We start from the raw sequence: 18,971 nt of genomic DNA on the forward strand, positions 1-18,971 counted from the left end.
ATTGGGGTGCCAGCTGTCAGTCGAAGATTAATGTGGGACTAGCCTTCGACTGCTTCTTCAAGGGTGCGCATACCCGGGCGTTTGGCCTGAACCAGAACCGCCATGTTGCCCGGCTTGTGTTCGTTGCGCATCATTTTCATGTGCGCGCGTGGGATGTCTTCCCAGCTGAATACCTCGGACATGCTGGGATCAAGACGGCGTTCGATCACCAGTTTGTTTGCCTGCGCAGCCTGTTTCAGGTTGGCAAAATGGCTGCCCTGAATGCGTTTCTGACGCATCCAGACAAAGCGTGCATCAAAGGTCAGGTTAAAGCCGGTCGTGCCAGCACAGAACACCACCATGCCTCCGCGCTTGACCACGTTGCAAGATACCGGGAAGGTCTGTTCGCCCGGATGTTCAAAGACGATATCAACATCATTGCCCTTGCCGGTGATGTCCCAGATCGCCTTGCCGAATTTGCGGACTTCTTTCATATAGTCGGCAAATTCCGGACCATTGACCGTGGGAAGCTGTCCCCAGCAATTGAAGTCCTTGCGATTGATCACAGCCTTTGCACCCAGTCCAAGCACAAAGTCACGTTTTGACTCGTCTGAAATAACCCCGATGGCGTTGGCACCCGCAGTGGTGATCAGCTGAATTGCCATGGAGCCAAGACCGCCGGACGCTCCCCAGACCAGAACGTTATGCCCCGGACGCAGGATGTGCGGGCGATGGCCAAACAGCATGCGATATGCCGTGGCAAGGGTCAGGGTGTAGCACGCACTTTCTTCCCAGGTCAGATGTTTGGGGCGCGGCATCAGCTGTTGCGCCTGAACACAGGTGAACTGGGCAAAAGATCCATCCGGTGTCTCATACCCCCAGATGCGCTGGGTCGGGGACAGCATCGGATCGCCGCCGTTGCATTCCTCGTCATCGCCATCGTCCTGATTACAGTGAATGACGACTTCATCGCCAACTTTCCAGCGAGTAACTTTTGAACCAACGGCCCAGACGATGCCGGATGCATCCGAACCGGCAATATGGAATGGGCAGTCATGGACATTGAAAACCGAGATCGGTTTGCCAAGCGACGCCCAGACGCCGTTATAGTTCACGCCTGCTGCCATCACGAGGACAAGCACCTCGTGGCTGTCAGGCTGTGTCACCGGCAGAACTTCACATTGCATGGCGGTATCGGGTTCGCCGTGGCGCTCTTCGCGAATCGCCCATGCATACATATTCTTGGGCACGTGACCCAGCGGCGGGATTTCGCCAATTTCATACAGATCTTTTTCTTCCTGACCGCCACGGAAAGGCAGCACTTCAGCAGTGGTATTCATGGCCTTCACTCCTTGTTCGGGTCGATCCGGATCGCAGGGTAACTAAATTACCGATGCTGCATTGCGGTCGACGAAACCTCCAAGCCACAGAATTTGTTTTATTTTCCCTGGGCATTTCCCGGTTTTCTGGGAAATTTGTTCCGATTAAACCGGGGCGACATTTGTTTTCGCTTTTATCGCGTTGCACAAATTGTTATATAATTACTCAAGTGATGTCTAGTGGATAATTTAATAACGTTTAAGCGTAATTATCGAAAAGGCATTTGGTAATAAAAATACAAGAGGTCGCGATGTCGATGGAAAACGAACGCAGCGCAGCAAGAGCCGACCGGGATCGCCCATGGTTGATCCGCACTTATGCGGGGCACAGTTCGGCGCAGGCATCCAATGCCCTGTATCGTCAGAATCTGGCAAAGGGACAAACAGGCCTTTCTGTTGCTTTCGACCTGCCCACCCAGACCGGATACGATTCGGACCATGTGCTGGCACGTGGTGAAGTGGGCAAGGTCGGCGTGCCGGTGTCGCATCTCGGCGACATGATGACGCTGTTTGACGGTATTCCGCTTGATCAGATGAATACATCCATGACCATCAACGCCCCGGCGGCCTGGCTTTTGTCACTTTATATTGCGGTGGCGGAAAAACAGGGCACTGCGCGCGACAGTCTTCAGGGCACGACCCAGAACGATATCATCAAGGAATATCTGTCGCGCGGGACATATATCTTCCCGCCTGCGCCCAGTCTTAAGCTGATTACCGACGTTGCGGCATTCACCTATCGCGAGGTGCCAAAATGGAACCCGATGAATGTCTGTTCCTATCATTTGCAGGAAGCCGGGGCGACCGCCGAACAGGAACTGGCCTACGCATTGGCAACGGCGATTGCCGTTCTGGATGCTGTCCGCGATTCGGGTCAGGTCCCGGAAGAAGATTTTGCCCAGGTGGTCGGGCGCATTTCATTCTTTGTGAATGCCGGCATTCGTTTCGTGACCGAGATCTGCAAGATGCGGGCATTTTGCGAATTGTGGGATGAAATTACCCGGGATCGCTATGGCATTGAAGAAGCCAAATATCGGCGTTTCCGATACGGGGTGCAGGTCAACTCGCTGGGGCTGACCGAACAGCAACCTGAAAACAACGTCTATCGCATCCTGATCGAGATGCTGGCCGTCGTGCTTTCAAAAAATGCCCGCGCCCGTGCGGTGCAATTGCCTGCCTGGAACGAGGCGCTTGGTCTGCCACGCCCCTGGGATCAGCAATGGTCACTGCGCCTGCAACAGATCATGGCCTATGAAACCGACCTTCTGGAATATGAAGACCTGTTTGATGGCAACCCGGCAATCGAGCGCAAGGTTGGTGCCCTCAAGGAAGGTGCGCGCGCCGAACTGGCCAAGATTGATGCCATGGGTGGGGCAATTGCCGCAGTCGACCGCGGCTATATGAAGCAGGAGCTGGTGCGCTCCAACGCGCGGCGTCTGGCCGATATTGAATGCGGACTGACCAAGGTCATCGGCGTGAATGCCTATACCGAAACCGAGCCATCGCCGCTGACGTCTGGGGAAAAATCCATCCTGACTGTCGATGACATGGCCGAACAGGAACAGATTGAAAAGCTCAGGGCCTGGCGTTCAGATCGCGACAAGGCCGAGGTGGCAAAAAATCTCGACGCTCTGAAATCAGCGGCCAGCGAAGGCCGTAACATCATGGAAAGTTCGATTGCCTGTGCCCATGCCGGGGTAACCACCGGTGAATGGTCGCAAACCCTGCGTGAAGTCTTTGGGGAATATCGCGCACCAACCGGCATCACGTCGATGATCGTTACCGGCGATGCCGAAAACATTCAACAGTTGCGTCAACGGGTCGATGAGGTGTCCGGGAAGCTTGGCGAGCGCATGAAGATGCTGGTGGGCAAACCGGGTCTGGATGGCCATTCAAACGGTGCCGAACAGATTGCCGTCAAGGCGGGCGAGGCCGGGATTGAAGTGCTGTACGAGGGTATTCGCTGGACGCCGGATGCGCTGGTGCGGAACGCAATTGACGAAGGGGCGCATGTGATCGGCCTTTCGATCCTGTCGGGATCGCATGTGCCGCTGGTGCGCGAAGTGGTCAATGGTCTTCGTGCAGAGGGCGCAGGTCACATCCCGGTTGTTGTCGGCGGCATCATCCCCGAAGCTGATATGCTGATCCTGCGACAGATGGGGGTTGCTGCTGTCTACACGCCAAAGGACTACCAACTGGTCCGCGTCATTTCCGAAATCGTTGAACTTGTTGACCGCAAATCGTCAGATCTATCGGTCGGGCAGCATTCTGGTCGCGAAAATGCGGCGGGCGAAACCTCGGTCTATTGATTGGCCCGGGCATCAATTTTTGTCATTGGCGTCTGCCTAGCTGGACGCCAATGACGTTTTGATCAGGCTGGGCCATGTTGCCATCGCCGCATCGGCCACAGCCATCAGGGCGTCGCGATCCATACCGTCACGTGTCTGGATCGAAAGGCCGTGCTGCACGGTCACATAGTAATTTGCAATGCGATCCAGATCTGCGCCGCGTGGTATTTCACCGCGCCTGACCGCATCGGCATAAATCGTTTTCAAAACCTGCACGTTTCCCTTGCGGCGTTCACAAAGGGATCGGGCGACGCTGGAATGTTCGGCGTCGGGTTGCGGGGCTGCCAGAACGATCATACAGCCACGCGGATTTTCAGGATGACTAAAGGTCTCGATGGTCGACACCAGAAGATGGCGGGTGGCTTCTCTGGCGGATCTAAAACGGTCGAGATTGCCCCAGATATTTTTTCCGACCCGCTCGGAATAGCGTTCCACCACTTCCTCAAACAGGCCTTCCTTGCTGCCGAACGCGGCATAGATGCTGGGTGGGCGTAGTGCCATCGCTGCGCTGAGGTCCGCCATGGATGTGTTGTCGTAACCGTGCCGCCAGAACAGGTCGAGAGCCTTGTCCAGTGCATCATTGCGATCAAAATTTCTTGGTCTGCCGCGTGCTGCCATGTTTGGTCCGTTTATTTATATAGTGATCATTAAATAAAATAATTGACGGCGTAGCGCAAGTTTGCCAGCATTTATGTAATGATCACTACGTAAATGGAGCTTATGATGCAGAACCTTGCAGAAAAGGTCGCATTCGTTACCGGCGGAAGCCGTGGCATCGGTGCAGCAATCGTCCGGCGTCTGGCACATGAGGGTGCCGCCGTGGCATTCACCTACGTTCAGTCTGATGAAAAAGCCCAAAGAGTTGTGCGCGATGTTGAAGCCGCAGGCGGTAAAGCCCTTGCCATCAAGGCCGATAACCGCAGTGATGCAGATATCATCAGTGCGGTGAATGAGGCTGCAAACGCATTCGGCAAGATTGATATTCTGGTTAACAATGCCGGCATCTTTGATGCCGCCCCGATTGATGATCTGACCATTGAACGATTTGACGCGACGATGGATGTCAATGTGCGGGCTGTCTTTGTTGCGGTGAAAGCCGCACTATCACATATGCCCGAAGGCGGCCGGATCATTTCAATTGGCAGTAACCTTGCCCATAAGGTGCCTTGGCCGGGCATCAGCCTTTATGCCATGTCAAAATCCGCGCTGATCGGCTTTACCCGTGGTTTGGCCCGCGATCTTGGCGGGCGCGGGATTACTGCAAACATTATTCATCCGGGATCAACCAATACTGATATGAACCCGGCAGATGGTCAGATGTCCGATGCCCAGCGTGGTTTGATGTCGATCCCGCAATATAGCCACCCCGACGATACGGCGGGGCTGATTGCCTGGCTGGCGGGACCGGAAGCTAAGGTCGTCACCGGCGCAGAGTTTACGGTCGATAGTGGTATCAACGCCTGATTGCTGCGGCTCTAGCCGACCGAAAATGCAAGAATCTGGCTGATCTGGGTAAAGGGTCTGCCGGATTCTTTGTGCCATTGATCAAAAGCGACCTGAACAGCTGCAAAATCCTTGTTCGAGGATGGCATCCTGGCGACGATCCCTTCGACCTTCAGGGCCTCAAGAACATCACTTGAGAAAATCGGCGTATCCATACCAATGCGACGCAGGGCAACCTGTCCGGTTTTTCCGCCAAGGCGCGATCCGCCTTTCTGCACAATGCGCAGATTGTCGCAATAATCTGCGCGCTTCCAATTGGCAAAGAAAGCGCCGACCGATCCGTGTGTTTCAGCAAGCGATTGCAGGAAGCGGGCATTTTCGCCCACCGATTTGATCTTTGGGCCATGTGCGACAATGCCATCGGCCTTTAGAAGACACTCGACATCTTCATCATGCATCATCGACAGGCGACCAACATCGAAGCCGTCAAAGACTTCCTCAAACCGCGGCCATTTGGTTTCGATCACTTTCCAGCTGAAACCGGCCTGAAAGACACATTTACTCATTTCCGAGAGCCAGCGGTCGGCAGGAATTTGGGCAATATCGTCAGCGGATTTCGGGGTCAGCAAAGCAGAAGAAAGGGAGTCCTTGCTTCCCTTGCGCGCGATGGCCGCTTGTTCAATTTCGTGAAACGGGCGCATGTAGGCGGTGGCTCCGTGACCTAAAAAAACAGCCAAAGCAAAGCCGTGACTGTTTTCAGATTAACCTTTGCAGATCAGGACTTCGCTGCGACCTTTTCGGGGACGCGACTGTGACGTTCACTGACCCAGCTTTCAAACGTGGTTGCTGGCAGCGGCTTGGAGAACAGGAAGCCCTGAATGAAATCACAGCCCTTTTCACGCAGATATTCAAGCTGCTCGACTTCTTCCACGCCCTCGGCAACGACTTCAAGATTAAGACTGTGACCAAGGCCGATAACGGCATCAACGATGGCCTTGTCATCAAGATCAACATGAATGTCGTTTACAAACGAACGGTCGATCTTGATCGAGCCGACCGGGAAGCGTTTGAGATAGTTCAGCGATGAATAACCGGTACCAAAGTCATCAATCGCGATCATCACACCAAGCGCCTTGAGCTCCTTGAGCGTCGAAACCGCCTTTTCCGGGTTGTTCATCAGGATGGATTCAGTGATCTCAAGTTCAAGCGTTCCTTCGGGAAGGGCTGTATCCTTGACGATCTTGGTCACACTATCAACAAGTTCGGCATCCTGGAATTGTGCCGGTGACAGGTTCACGGCAATCCGAAGCCCCGGAAGAGTTGAATCGCGCCAGACTTGCGTCTGTTTGCAGGCCTTTTCCAGCACCCATGCACCCAACCGGTTGATCAGGCCGCATTCCTCGGCGACCGAGATGAACTCGCCGGGCAGGATCAGGCCACGTTCCGGATGGTGCCAGCGTACAAGAGCCTCTGCACCAACGACCTTTTCGGTCCGGCAGTCAATTTTCGGCTGATAGTAAAGTTCGAGCTGATCGTGTTCGAGCGCGTTGCGCAGATCTTCCTCGATGGTTTTACGTTCCTTGACCCGTTCATGCATTGACGGCAGGAAGAAGCGGTAATTGTTGCGGCCTTCGGCCTTGGCCGCATACATCGCCATATCGGCGTTCTTGACCAGCTGTTCCGGGTTCTCGCCATCTTCAGGAAACAGGGTAATGCCAACACTGGCCGTCGAATGCAGCCGGATGCCACGGCAGTCAAAGGGCTGGGAAAGCTCGTCAATGATGCGCTGGGCAAGGGCGATGGTATCTTCGATATTCTGAACGTCGGTCTGAATGATTGCAAATTCGTCCCCGCCAAGACGCGCAGCGGTATCCGAATCACGGATGATACGCGACAGGCGCTGACCCATTTCCTGAATCATCAGATCGCCAACGTCATGACCAAAGTGGTCATTGATATCCTTGAACCGGTCAAGATCGACAAACAGAACAGTCACACCGCGCTGGAAGCGTCGGGCTGAAAGCAGTGCCTGACGCAGACGGTCAAGGAACAGGGTGCGGTTCGGCAGGCTGGTCAGAACGTCATGCACGGCAAGATGGCGCATGCGGGCTTCGGTCTGTTTACGTTCGGTAATGTCGGTATAGGTTGCAACATAGCCGCCACCGGGCATCGGGTTGTGATCAACCTGAATGACGCGGCCATTCGGGCGCGTCCGTTCCATGCGATAGGGTTCGCGGCGGCGCGCAATGGCAACGCGGTCGGAAATCAGGGCCTGAATGCTGACATCGCCATATTCGCCGCGCTCGCCGTTGAAACGCAGAATATCGGAAAGCGGCGTACCTTCCTTGACCAGATCGCGTGGCAGGTTAAGAAGCTCGATATAGCGTTCGTTCCAGACCATAAGATTAAGGTCCTGATCGAACAGACAGATGCCCTGGCCGATATTATGAAGGGTTGCTTCCAGAAGCGCCTGCTTGCGCTGGGCTTCTTCCTGTGCCTGACCCTGCAGGGCGACCATTTCGTTATATTCACGGATCAAAAGTCCCAGTTCGTCCGAGCTGTTCCATTCCACCGGACGGCGCAGACGGCCATGTTTGGTCATGCGAATGGAATGCAGCAGTCGGTTGAGCGGTTCCTTGATCGACCGTTTGTTTGCGATCAGCAGGCTGGCGGCAACCACAGCGATCAGCAATCCGAACAGGATCATGTCAATAGCGATACGGCGGAACAGAAGATCCTGAACACGGGCGTCGGTAAAGTAGATGACAAGTTCGCCAACATCGTGGCGCACATTGTTGCGTTCGAAATAGACCCGGCGCGACAGGCGCAACGTGTCAGTCAGTTCGGACTGGGAAACACCGGTATGGGCAAATTCGGTTCCGTCTGCGCCCAAAGCCTGCACCGCGACAATGTCGCGATCACGTGCCATGGCATTCAAAGCGGATTCGATATTGTCGACATCAAGGTACCAGAATGGTGTGGCAAGCACGCGGGCGTTGATGTCTGCGGTCTGTTCAACCTTGCCATTCAGGTCATCGCGAAGGACCTTGTAGCTGACATAGCCAAATACGATAAAAAGCGCGAGCGAGAACAGAGAAACCAGCGGCAATGCTATGAAAAGCAACCGACTGCTCAAAGACTTCCGTTGTAAAAAGCCGTACGATCCGCGCGACAAGCGTTCTCTCCTGGGCACCCACTTTAGACTAGTCAGATATACTCTACTCGACGTTTGTATGGGAGCCAACACTCCTATGTCTTTGTCAAATCAACCCGGAAGTTGTTCGAAAGGCAAGTTTGATTTTGTTTTCCTGATAAATAAATGGGTGCAATAACCTGCCCCGTCTATTTTGGGGTGAAGTGTTTAAGCTTCAAGCAGTTGTCAGCGCCGAGCGGAAAATATCATTATTTGGGAACAGCCATCCGGGCGAGTTCATCACAGCGCTCGTTCTCGGGATGACCGGCGTGCCCCTTGACCCAATGCCATTCCACTTTGTGGGGTTTGAGAGCCTCGAGCATGCGCTGCCAGAGTTCGACATTCTTGACCGGTTTCTTGTCAGCCGTTTTCCAGCCGCGCTTCTGCCAGCCGAAAATCCATTTAGTGATACCGTCGCGGACATAGCTGCTGTCGGTATAGATATCGACGGTGCATGGGCGTTTCAGGGCTTCGAGTGCGCTGATTGCGGCCATCATTTCCATACGGTTGTTGGTGGTTTCGGGATCGCCGCCCGAAAGTTCCTTTTCAACGCCCTTGAAACGCAGGATCGCGCCCCAGCCACCCGGGCCGGGATTTCCGCTGCACGCGCCGTCGGTGTAAATCTCGACGTGGTTATCCCCGCCATTGTTTGAAGTCATAGGGGCGCGTCCTTAATCAAATCCATAGGCAGCTGCACTTTCCACCCGCTGATGGAAACGAAGCTTGTTGATATATTCGCGGGGGTTTTTGGGGGTGACCAAGGCGTCTTTTGGCGTATTCACCCAGTCATAAAGACGGGTCAGCAAAAAGCGCAGGCTGGCACCGCGCGCAAGAACCGGAAGGGCAGCGATTTCCCCGCCGCTCAGTGTGCGGACCTTGCCATATTGCGACAGAAGGTTTTTGGCCTTGGTAACATTGAAGCTGTTATCAGGTTCAAAACACCATGCATTCATGCAGATTGCGATGTCGTAGCTCAGCAGGTCATTGCAGGCGAAATAGAAGTCGATCAATCCCGATACATCTTCCTTGCCCGGGAAGAAAAATACGTTGTCGGGGAACAGATCGGCATGAATGACCCCCTTGGGCAGGTCATGGGGCCAGTTGGCTTCGAGATAGGCGATCTCGTCGCCAATCATCTTGCCAAGACCGGGTTCGACATCGTCGGCATGTTCCCGACAGCTTTCCACCAGTCCGCGCCATCCCTTGACACTCAGTGCATTGGGAAGATGCATCTCGAAATCCAGACCGGCAGTATGGAGTTTTGCCAAGGCGGTTCCAAGACCCGCACAATGATGGGGCAGGATCCGGCGTGGCGACATGCCTTGCAGGAAAGACGTAATTGCTGCCGGGCGACCACAAAGACGACGCAGTGCTACGCCGTCCGTCCCGTGGATCGGTGTCGGGCAGTTAAGTCCCTTGGCGGAAAGATGATCCATCAGACCAAGATAAAAGGGCAGGTCATCCGGATTTACCCGTTTTTCATACAGGGTCAGGATGAAAGGAGCTTCGGTCGTCTGTAGCAGAAAGTTGGTGTTTTCCACACCTTCTGCGATGCCCTTGAACGATACAACATCACCGATATCGTATTCGGCGACAAAACGGGCGATGTCTTCGTCTGAAACGTCGGTATAGACGGCCATTGGATTTATCGTATTCCTGATCTGAAAGATAAGCAGTTAGATCGAATTAGCTTGCAAGCTGACGCGGCAGTTTGAAGGTCACATTCTCGTCGGTCAGTGTGATGGTCTCGACCGTCACGTCATATCGTTCGCGGCAGGCATCAATCACTTCTTCGACCAGAACTTCCGGGGCGGATGCCCCGGCGGTGATGCCAAGGGTGTTAATCCCGGCAAGTTTGCTCCAGTCAATATCATGCGCCCGTTCGACCAGAACGGAACGTGTGCAGCCTTCGCGTTTGGCAACTTCGACCAGACGGTTTGAATTCGATGAATTCGGCGCACCCAGAACCAGAATGGCATCAGCCTTTTCGGCAATCATTTTGACCGCATGCTGACGGTTGGTCGTTGCATAGCAAATGTCTTCTTTCTTCGGCACCGAAATTGACGGGAACCGGCGCTGAAGGATTTCAATGATCTTGGCGGTGTCATCAAGTGACAGGGTCGTCTGGGTAACAAAAGCAAGGTTTTCCGGATTGGTGACCTCAAGCTTTTCGGCGTCTTCCTCGGTTTCAATCAGCGTCATGCTGCCTGCCGGGAGCTGGCCCATGGTGCCGATGACCTCCGGGTGACCGGCATGGCCGATCAGAAGAATATGTTTGCCTTCGGCAAAATGGCGTTCTGCGCCGCGATGAACCTTCGACACCAGCGGGCAGGTCGCATCGAGATATTCAAGCTTGCGGGTTTCGGCAGCTTCGGGCACGGATTTCGGTACGCCATGGGCCGAAAAGATTACCGGTACGCCATCGGGAACAGCATCAAGTTCATCGACGAAAACGGCACCCATATCGCGCAGGCGGTCGACAACGAATTTGTTATGGACGATCTCGTGACGGACATAAACCGGCGCACCATATTTTTCGAGCGCCTTTTCAACGATCTCAATCGCGCGATCTACCCCGGCGCAAAAGCCGCGCGGGTTGGCAAGAACGATCCGAAGACTGGCTTTATCTGACATGATACGGGGTCCGGTTTCCAAAATGTGCCGGGCTGTCCCGGCGCAGTTATTCAAGCGTTCTCGTTACATAACCTGCCTGATCTTGTGGCGCAATGACTCAGCATGGATCGAGAAGCCATGAATTTCGCAGATTTTGATGTTTTCATCTTGTGACAATATCCGAAGCGGGTTGTGCCCGTTCAAGTGAGAGAATAGACTGCGCGCGGACAGTGCTGATCTTGCACATGTCAGAAAACAGATGGTTTGATAGAGGCTTGGATGACAATCGGTAACGGACTGCGGCGCGTATGCGCATTAGGTATGGTCTCGCTTGGAGGATTGCTGGCTGCGTGCAGCGGTAACCCGTTTGAAGAGCAGCCCGTTCCGACGTGCCCGGCTGCCTATCTGCCAAAGGACACCGCAAAGCTTGTCCAGTTCAATGGCGCGGGCAAGGATCTGACCGATGTGATCGTCGAGGCCGAGTTCACGGGCTATCTTGGTGATTGCGGTTATGATCTGGGTGACAAGACGCTTGATGTCATCATCAGTCCGATCATCACCGCCGAGCTTGGCCCGGCTGCGCAGGAGCGCAGCGCGTCCTTTAAATATTTCGTGGCGCTTCGTGATCCTGCGGGCAATTTTGTGCAGAAATCGGTGTTTGATGTCACAATGCCGTTTGCCGATAACCTCAATATGGCTCGTTTCCGTGACGAGCAGGTAACATTGTCGGTGCCACTTGATGATGTCTGGACCGGACCGGATTACGAGATTTACCTTGGTTTCCAGCTAAGTGCGGATCAGCTCGACTATAATCGTCGTTTCGGGACGAACTGACGTCGCAAGGTTGAAATTCCGGTCTGACGATTGCCTGAATTTTGGGGCTGGTCGACCGAGATTGAAATACGTATAAGGACGCATACCCAAGTGATCCCCGTGGGAGAGTGCCACGGTCCATAACGGATTGCGCGGACGCCGAAGGAGCAACCACCCCGGAAACTCTCAGGCAAACGGACCGCGGGGAGATGGGACTCTGGAAAGCAGGCGGCATCAGAATGAATGCCGGTGACCGCCTCGCCGAAGATGTAAGCAGACCGTCACGACAAGTCGGCTGTGATTCTTTCAGGCTCCAAGACAGAGGGGGAATGTGGTTGGCCATTGGTCGGCTATGTTTCGCAACGACTGTCCGGGAGAGCTTGATGGCCGATCATCAGACCGAACTGCTTAAAACAGCCCTTTATGACCTCCATGTAGAACTTGGCGCCAAGATGGTGCCGTTTGCCGGTTATGATATGCCGGTGCAATATCCGCTCGGCGTTAAGGGTGAACATCTTCATACCCGTGCCAAAGCGGGCCTGTTTGACGTGTCACACATGGGGCAGGTTCGCCTGACCGGTGAAAACCGTGTGGCCGAGCTTGAAAAGCTCGTGCCCGGAGACATCGCGATCCTCAAACCGGGTCGCACACGCTACTCGGCTTTTACCCAGGATGACGGCACGATCCTTGACGATCTTATGATCACCAATGCCGGTGACAGTCTGTTTCTTGTGATCAACGCAGCGTGCAAGGATGACGACATCGTTCACATGCGCGCCAACCTTGGTGATGGTGTTGCTCTTGAGGAGATTGATGATCGTGCGTTGATGGCACTTCAGGGCCCGGAAGCTGCCAAGGTTCTTGCACGCTTTGCGCCGGAAGTTGCCGATCTCAAATTCATGAGTTTTGCCGAGATCGAGATTGCCGGGATCGCCTGCTTTGTGACCCGTTCCGGTTACACCGGCGAAGACGGCTACGAGATTTCCGTTCCCAATGACCGTGCCGAGGAGCTTGCGCGCAAGTTGCTGGCCGAGGACGAAGTCGAAGCCATCGGTCTTGGCGCACGTGATTCGCTGCGTCTGGAAGCCGGACTTTGCCTTTATGGCAATGATATCGATACCACGACGACGCCGGTTGAAGGCGATCTGAACTGGATCATCAACAAACGCCGTCGTGAAGAGGGCGGCTTCAAGGGCGCGGATGTCATCCTTGATCAGCTTGCAAATGGTGCAGACCGCAAACGTGTCGGCATCAAGCCGGAAGGCAAGGCGCCCGCCCGCGAACATACCCCGATTCTGAACAGCGACGGCGAAGAAATCGGCGAAATCACCAGCGGTGGTTTTGGTCCGACGGTCGATGGTCCGATTGCAATGGGATATGTGGCAATTGAATTTTCCGAGCCGGGTACCAAGGTCGATCTTATGGTGCGTGGCAAGGCCCGTCCGGCAGAGGTTGTTGAACTTCCGTTCGCACCGCATCGCTATTTCCGCGGCTAATCGCCGTAATTCTTGAGAATGTGCGGCGGATCGCCGCGCGGCAGACAAACGATCAACAGGGACTAAGACAATGGCTAAGAAATTCTCGCAGGAACATGAATGGATCGAGCTTGAAGACGGTATCGCAACCGTTGGCATCACCGATTACGCACAGCAGTCGCTTGGCGACATCGTGTATGTCGAGCTGCCGGAAATCGGCAAGAAACTGACCAAGGATGGCGATGCCGCCGTCGTTGAGTCGGTCAAGGCCGCAAGTGATGTTTATGCGCCGCTTGATGGTGAAATTGTTGAAGTAAACGAAGAACTTGATGCCAATCCGGCGCTGGTGAATGAAGCACCGGAAACCGATGGCTGGTTCTTTAAAATGTCGCTGACTGATGAATCCCAGCTCGACGAGCTGATGGATGAAGCAGCCTATAAAGACTTCGTCGAAGGTCTGTAAGTATGCGTTATCTTCCACTGACACGCGCTGATCGCGCCGTGATGCTTGAAACCATCGGGGCGTCATCAGTCGATGAACTTTACTGTGATGTGCCCGAGGGCGCATTGCTTGATGCACCGGTTGATCTGCCCAGCCATCTTGGCGAAATGCAGGTCGAACGCGACATGCAGGCGCTTGCCGCCAAAAACATCGGCGCATCAAGTGTGCCAAGCTTCCTGGGTGCAGGTGCCTATCGTCACCATGTTCCTGCAACGGTTGATTACATCATCCAGCGCGGTGAATTCCTGACGGCCTATACACCCTATCAGCCGGAAATCGCCCAGGGCACGTTGCAGTATCTGTTCGAATTCCAGACCCAGGTAGCATCGATCACAGGTATGGATGTGGCCAACGCATCGATGTGGGATGGTGCAACATCCTGTGCCGAGGCTGTCCTGATGGCTTGCCGTGCGACCCGTCGCAAAAAGGCCGTTCTTTCGGGCGGTCTGCATCCGCATTACCGCGAAGTCACCGAGACCTATTGCCAGTACAGCGATACCGAAGTTGCCGGACGTGACGGCAACCCGGAACAGCAGGCAACTGTCGAGGAACTGGGCGAACTGATTGATGATCAGACGGCCTGCGTTGTTGTGCAGTACCCGGATGTCTTTGGTCGTATTCAGGACCACACCCAGCTTGCAGATCTTTGCCATGCCAAGGGCGCGCTTCTGGTTGTCGTCTTTACCGAGGCTGTTGCATTCGGCGCGATCAAGTCACCGGGAAGCTTCGGTGCCGACATCGTTTGCGGTGAAGGCCAGTCAATCGGCAATGCGCTGAACTATGGCGGGCCATATGTCGGTCTGTTTGCCACCACCCAGAAACTGGTACGCCAGATGCCCGGTCGTCTCTGTGGCGAGACGGTGGATCAGGATGGCAAGCGTGGTTTTGTTCTGACACTTTCGACCCGTGAACAGCATATCCGCCGCGAAAAGGCGACATCGAACATCTGCACCAACTCCGGTCTGTGCTCGTTGGCATTCACGGTTCACATGAGCCTGCTTGGTGAAGACGGTTATCGTCGCCTGGCAATCCTGAACCACGAAAATGCCTGCAAGGCTGCGGATGCAATTGATTCCGTCGCTGGTGCATCGGTTGTGAATGACAGCTTCTTTAACGAGTTCACTGTCAAGCTTGCCAAACCGGCAGCCGAGGTTGTCGAGGCACTGGTCGCCAAGGGTGTTCTTGGTGGTGTTCCACTGTCGCGTCTTTATCCGAACCGTTCTGATCTGGATAATTACCTGCTGGTGGCGGTTACTGAAACCAATACCGATGAAGATATCGCGGCCCTTGCGTCCGCATTGAAGGAGGCGCTGGCATGACGTTTACAACCCATACCGGCAACCGTGGACTTGTTCTGGAAGAAAAGCTGATCTTTGAACAGGGTCAGCCAGGCCGCACCGGCGTTGATCTGCCAGAGCCGAAAGGTACGAAGTCGCGCCTTGCAGGCCTTGATCGTGACAGCAATGTCGGTCTTCCGGGCTTGTCCGAACCGCAGGTGGTTCGCCACTTTACCCGCCTGTCGCAGAAGAATTTCGGGATTGATTCCGGTTTCTTCCCGCTGGGATCCTGCACCATGAAGCACAACCCGCGCCTGAATGAAAAGGTTGCGCGTTTGCCCGGTCTTTCCGATCTGCATCCGATGCAGCCCGAAAGCACGGTTCAGGGTGCGCTTGAACTGATCGACCAGTGTGCACACTGGTTGCTGGTTCTGACCGGGATGCCGGCAGTTTCCATGTCACCGGCTGCCGGTGCACAGGGTGAACTTTGCGGCATGATGGCCATTCGTGCGGCCCTTGATGCCCGTGGCGAAAACCGCCGTCGTGTTCTGGTGCCGGAATCGGCCCATGGGACCAACCCGGCAACCGCGGCTGCATGTGGCTTTACGGTTGATTCAATCCCGGCAACCGAGGATGGCCGTGTTGATCTGGCGGCGTTTGAGGCCAAGCTTGGTGACGATGTCGCCGGTATCATGCTGACCAACCCGAATACCTGCGGCCTGTTCGAACGTGATGTGCGCAAGATCGCCGATCTGGTGCACGCGGCTGGTGGTTACTTCTATTGCGATGGTGCGAACTTCAACGCCATTGTTGGTCGTGTTCGCCCGGCCGATCTTGGCATTGATGCGATGCATATCAACCTGCACAAGACCTTCTCCACTCCGCATGGTGGTGGCGGACCGGGTTCCGGGCCGGTTGTGTTCTCCGATGCCCTGGCGCCGTTCGCACCGATCCCTTATGTCGTGCGCAATGAAAACGGCTTCCATCTGGTTGAAACCGCAGACGAAAATGACGGCATGAAGCCGTTTGGCCGTCTGAAAGGCTTCCATGGCCAGATGGGCATGTTCATTCGTGCCCTGACCTATATGAAAAGCCACGGTGCGGATGGTCTGCGTCAGGCGTCGGGTGATGCTGTTCTTAATGCCAACTATCTGCTTGCCCGTCTCAAGGAAAAGCTCAGCGTGGCGTTCCCGGGCTATTGCATGCATGAAGCCCTGTTTGACGACAGCTTCCTGAAAGATACCGGTGTTTCGACGCTGGATCTTGCCAAGGCAATCATCGACGAAGGGTTCCACCCGATGACGATGTATTTCCCGCTGGTCGTTCATGGTGCATTGCTGATCGAGCCGACCGAAACCGAAACCAAGGAATCGATCGACCAGTTCTGTGATGCAGTACTGGCACTGGTCGCAAAGGCCGAGTCGGGTGATGCAGAGTTCTTCAAGAACGCACCTTACCTGACGCCGCGTCGTCGTCTTGATGAAACGGCAGCGGCGCGCAAGCCTGTGTTGCGCTGGCAACCGGAAACGGCTTGATACGCAAGGCTGCTTTAAGATTGCGAGCACCCCGGTCCATGGCCGGGGTGTTCTTTTTCAAGGACTTGTACTTGAAACCCATTGGACTTGTTGCAATCTGCACCTTTATACTTGTTCGAAAGGTAATGAACGACGCCGTCAAACGGTGCGTTTGGGGATTTTGTGAATGGGCTGCGCCCGTTCTGGAGGTTTGAAGTCAATCATGTCTCGTCGTGTTCAGAAGGTGTTTACTGCCGAACGTCGGTTAAAAGAGCGGACAGGTGGGGTCGTTGAAGATTGGTCGGACTCGTTCTTTGATCCGACGCTGGAAAGCGGGATGGGCGCAGGTGAAGCCATGCCGTCATCCTTGCCGTCTCCGGCTGCAACAGCAGAGCCTTCTGGTTTGACACAAGCTGTTCTTGACGAAATCCGGGCCCTTCGCGGCGAAGTATCCCAACTGCGCGAAGCGGTTGCATCCGGGGCAACAATCAGTGCCGACGCGCCGGTCGCTGCACCGGTTGCATCAAATGATGCGCCGATCGACGAGCTGCCCGAACCGGTTTCAAGCAACTTTACGCATAGCAACCGCCCGGGGGCGTCCGAGCCTGACCGTGATGATCTGGAACTGATTCGTACCCAGATCGAAGAAATGAACGAGCATATCCATAAGGCAAAGATCCAGATCGCATCGTTACGCCATCCAAAGGCGTCTGATGACCGTCTGGTCAGTGCGGCCTCCGAGCTTGATGCCATCGTCAAGGATACGGAAATGGCAACGCATACCATTCTGGAATCTGCCGAACAGATTGATGATCTGGCGATGACGCTCAAGAATTCTGCGCCCAGTGACTTTGTTGCTGATCACGTCGAACAGATCGCCTTTATCGTCACAAAAATCTTTGAGTCCTGTAACTTCCAGGACATTACCGGACAGCGCATCAATAAGGTCGTGCGCACGCTCGAATTTGTTGAAGAACGTGTCCACAACATGATCCTGATCTGGGGCGAGGATGCCTTTGCTGATCTTCCTGTGCCCGAGGGTGCGAGTAAAGAAAACCTGATTGAAGATGCGGATCTTTTGAATGGTCCGCAACTTGAAGGAGAGGGGATCAGTCAGGACGATATCGACAAATTGTTCGATTGAGGATGAAAACCTTGTTTTCTGTCCTATATCTGGGTAACAGACATACCCAATCCTTCCGCAGAAGAAGGATTCAGGCGATTTGCTGACATGTGATGTCAACCAATCGTTTACATATGTTGGGGTATGTTTATACCTATAAGAATAAGAAGCGTTGTTGGGATGCGTGTGACATTCGGTTGCACGTGTTTTGGCGTGCTTGGAGGTTGCTATGGGATTTTGGTCTCTTGGTGCTATTCGCCAGCCTAAGGCTCAGGACATTAAATGGCGCAAAAGCCCGCGTGGGGATTATTACCGCCTGTTCATGATTGATGACATCAGAGAACTCGGTCTGAACGGTGTGGGTGGTGTGTATCTGTTGTGGCATGGCGGCTTGAAGCCGTCGTGGCTGGTTGCTGGCGCGACCGAGGATCTTGGCCACAGTTTTCAGGAACTGGCGCGGGACCCGGACATTCGTGAATATGACGGCCGCGGTGGCGTGTTCATGAGCTGGTCGCCGATCAAGGGTTCCTTCCGCGAAGGGGTTGTGCATTTCATTGCAAAGCACACCAACCCGACATTTGAATGCGATTTTGACAGCAGCGAAGACCCGATTCCGGTTCTTTTGCCGCGCTAAACCATTCAATCCGGTCTTTCAGACAAGAAAAGCTCCGCAGATATCTGTGGAGCTTTCTGTGTTTCGATCAGGCCCTGTTGATCAGAGCTTTTCAAGAACAGCTTCGGCGCTGGAAACTTCAAAGACGCCCGGTTCTTCAACCGCGAGATGGGTGACTTTGCCGTTATCGACGATCATCGCGAAGCGGTTGGCGCGTTTGCCAAGTCCACGGCCCGTCAGATCGAGTTCAAGACCCGTTGCATCGACGAATGACAGGTCGCCGTCCGAAAGCATGGTGATGTTTTCGGCATTTTCGGATTTCGACCAGGCCTGAAGGACGAAAGCATCATTGGATGCAAGGCAGGCAATCTCGTCGACACCCTTTGCCTTGATTTCGTCGGCCTTGGCAACAAAGCCCGGCAGATGTTTGGCAGAGCAGGTCGGGGTGTAAGCGCCCGGAACTGCAAACAGGACGACCTTGCGGCCTGCGAAGAATTCCTTTGAATTGACGGCTTCGGGGCCGTCGCTGGTCGCGCGGAACAGGGTAACGTCCGGGATATCATTGCCGACTGTGATGGTCATGGGTATCTCCGTAAGAATGCGCAATCCCGTTGATTGCGCGATGGGTATCTTGAACCTGAATCAAACTACAATTCGGCTGTATATTCAATGCTGTCGACCATAGTTTTTAGGAACTGT

Annotated in this window: 17 protein-coding genes and 2 riboswitches; of the genes, 9 read left to right on the top strand and 8 right to left on the bottom strand. The window is 54.5% G+C overall.

All coding sequences use genetic code 11. The features are described 5' to 3' along the window. Positions 1 to 38: 38 nt before the first annotated feature. Entirely contained in the window at positions 39 to 1,319 is a 1,281-nt protein-coding gene (gene ccrA, locus ACTU44_RS04510; RefSeq protein WP_114097807.1) for a crotonyl-CoA carboxylase/reductase, read from the bottom strand. Between the two features lie 290 nt (positions 1,320 to 1,609). Here ccrA and ACTU44_RS04515 point away from each other — a divergent pair, with 290 nt between their 5' ends. After that, positions 1,610 to 3,667 (top strand): protein meaA, encoded by a 2,058-nt coding sequence (locus ACTU44_RS04515; RefSeq protein ID WP_114097808.1) that lies wholly within the window; start codon positions 1,610 to 1,612, stop codon positions 3,665 to 3,667. A 36-nt stretch (positions 3,668 to 3,703) separates the two neighbouring features. Here ACTU44_RS04515 and ACTU44_RS04520 read toward each other — a convergent pair whose 3' ends face one another. Further along, the gene (locus tag ACTU44_RS04520; RefSeq protein WP_462096779.1) at positions 3,704 to 4,324 is read right to left on the bottom strand and encodes a TetR/AcrR family transcriptional regulator; all 621 of its coding nucleotides are present in this window, start codon (positions 4,322 to 4,324) and stop codon (positions 3,704 to 3,706) included. Between the two features lie 93 nt (positions 4,325 to 4,417). Between ACTU44_RS04520 and ACTU44_RS04525 the strand changes: the two genes are divergently transcribed. Continuing rightward, positions 4,418 to 5,170 carry an SDR family oxidoreductase gene (locus ACTU44_RS04525; protein ID WP_462096780.1) on the top strand — a complete coding sequence of 251 codons (753 nt, stop codon included), beginning with the start codon at positions 4,418 to 4,420 and terminating at the stop codon, positions 5,168 to 5,170. Positions 5,171 to 5,181: 11 nt separating this feature from the next. On the opposite strand, the gene ACTU44_RS04530 is transcribed toward ACTU44_RS04525, so the two are convergent. The 5 genes from ACTU44_RS04530 to ispH form a co-directional block, all read right to left on the bottom strand. Then, entirely contained in the window at positions 5,182 to 5,850 is a 669-nt protein-coding gene (locus ACTU44_RS04530; RefSeq protein ID WP_462096781.1) for a DNA-3-methyladenine glycosylase I, read from the bottom strand. Positions 5,851 to 5,924: 74 nt separating this feature from the next. Further along, positions 5,925 to 8,285 (bottom strand): putative bifunctional diguanylate cyclase/phosphodiesterase, encoded by a 2,361-nt coding sequence (locus ACTU44_RS04535; protein ID WP_462096782.1) that lies wholly within the window; start codon positions 8,283 to 8,285, stop codon positions 5,925 to 5,927. 266 nt (positions 8,286 to 8,551) lie between these two features. Beyond that, entirely contained in the window at positions 8,552 to 9,001 is a 450-nt protein-coding gene (gene rnhA, locus ACTU44_RS04540; protein WP_114097812.1) for a ribonuclease HI, read from the bottom strand. A 12-nt stretch (positions 9,002 to 9,013) separates the two neighbouring features. Further along, positions 9,014 to 9,982 carry a homoserine kinase gene (locus ACTU44_RS04545; protein ID WP_336080095.1) on the bottom strand — a complete coding sequence of 323 codons (969 nt, stop codon included), beginning with the start codon at positions 9,980 to 9,982 and terminating at the stop codon, positions 9,014 to 9,016. A 46-nt stretch (positions 9,983 to 10,028) separates the two neighbouring features. Next, entirely contained in the window at positions 10,029 to 10,976 is a 948-nt protein-coding gene (ispH, locus tag ACTU44_RS04550) for a 4-hydroxy-3-methylbut-2-enyl diphosphate reductase (RefSeq protein ID WP_462096783.1), read from the bottom strand. 300 nt (positions 10,977 to 11,276) lie between these two features. Between ispH and ACTU44_RS04555 the strand changes: the two genes are divergently transcribed. The 7 genes from ACTU44_RS04555 to ACTU44_RS04585 all read left to right on the top strand — a co-directional run bounded on the left by ACTU44_RS04555 (position 11,277) and on the right by ACTU44_RS04585 (position 18,293). Beyond that, positions 11,277 to 11,789, top strand: a complete 513-nt coding sequence (locus ACTU44_RS04555) for a hypothetical protein (RefSeq protein ID WP_462096784.1) — start codon at positions 11,277 to 11,279, stop codon at positions 11,787 to 11,789. 90 nt (positions 11,790 to 11,879) lie between these two features. Next, a riboswitch (glycine riboswitch) is annotated at positions 11,880 to 11,980 on the top strand. A 3-nt stretch (positions 11,981 to 11,983) separates the two neighbouring features. Beyond that, positions 11,984 to 12,092, top strand: a riboswitch (glycine riboswitch). 59 nt (positions 12,093 to 12,151) lie between these two features. Further along, positions 12,152 to 13,264, top strand: coding sequence for a glycine cleavage system aminomethyltransferase GcvT (gene gcvT, locus ACTU44_RS04560; protein WP_336080098.1), 1,113 nt, complete (start codon positions 12,152 to 12,154; stop codon positions 13,262 to 13,264). 70 nt (positions 13,265 to 13,334) lie between these two features. After that, the gene (gene gcvH, locus ACTU44_RS04565) at positions 13,335 to 13,706 is read left to right on the top strand and encodes a glycine cleavage system protein GcvH (RefSeq protein ID WP_114097817.1); all 372 of its coding nucleotides are present in this window, start codon (positions 13,335 to 13,337) and stop codon (positions 13,704 to 13,706) included. A 2-nt stretch (positions 13,707 to 13,708) separates the two neighbouring features. Further along, positions 13,709 to 15,064, top strand: coding sequence for an aminomethyl-transferring glycine dehydrogenase subunit GcvPA (gcvPA, locus tag ACTU44_RS04570; protein WP_336080099.1), 1,356 nt, complete (start codon positions 13,709 to 13,711; stop codon positions 15,062 to 15,064). Further along, positions 15,061 to 16,557 carry an aminomethyl-transferring glycine dehydrogenase subunit GcvPB gene (gene gcvPB / locus ACTU44_RS04575; RefSeq protein WP_336080100.1) on the top strand — a complete coding sequence of 499 codons (1,497 nt, stop codon included), beginning with the start codon at positions 15,061 to 15,063 and terminating at the stop codon, positions 16,555 to 16,557. Before gcvPA ends, gcvPB begins: the two co-directional genes overlap by 4 nt. Before the next feature lie 202 nt (positions 16,558 to 16,759). Continuing rightward, positions 16,760 to 17,680: a protein phosphatase CheZ gene (locus ACTU44_RS04580; protein ID WP_462096785.1), complete on the top strand. Its 921-nt coding sequence runs from the start codon at positions 16,760 to 16,762 to the stop codon at positions 17,678 to 17,680. Positions 17,681 to 17,888: 208 nt separating this feature from the next. Continuing rightward, the gene (locus tag ACTU44_RS04585) at positions 17,889 to 18,293 is read left to right on the top strand and encodes a hypothetical protein (RefSeq protein ID WP_258548672.1); all 405 of its coding nucleotides are present in this window, start codon (positions 17,889 to 17,891) and stop codon (positions 18,291 to 18,293) included. 81 nt (positions 18,294 to 18,374) lie between these two features. On the opposite strand, the gene ACTU44_RS04590 is transcribed toward ACTU44_RS04585, so the two are convergent. Beyond that, positions 18,375 to 18,854, bottom strand: a complete 480-nt coding sequence (locus tag ACTU44_RS04590) for a peroxiredoxin (protein ID WP_114097820.1) — start codon at positions 18,852 to 18,854, stop codon at positions 18,375 to 18,377. Positions 18,855 to 18,971: the final 117 nt, after the last annotated feature.

It is taken from the genome of Thalassospira sp. SM2505, from assembly GCF_054901115.1.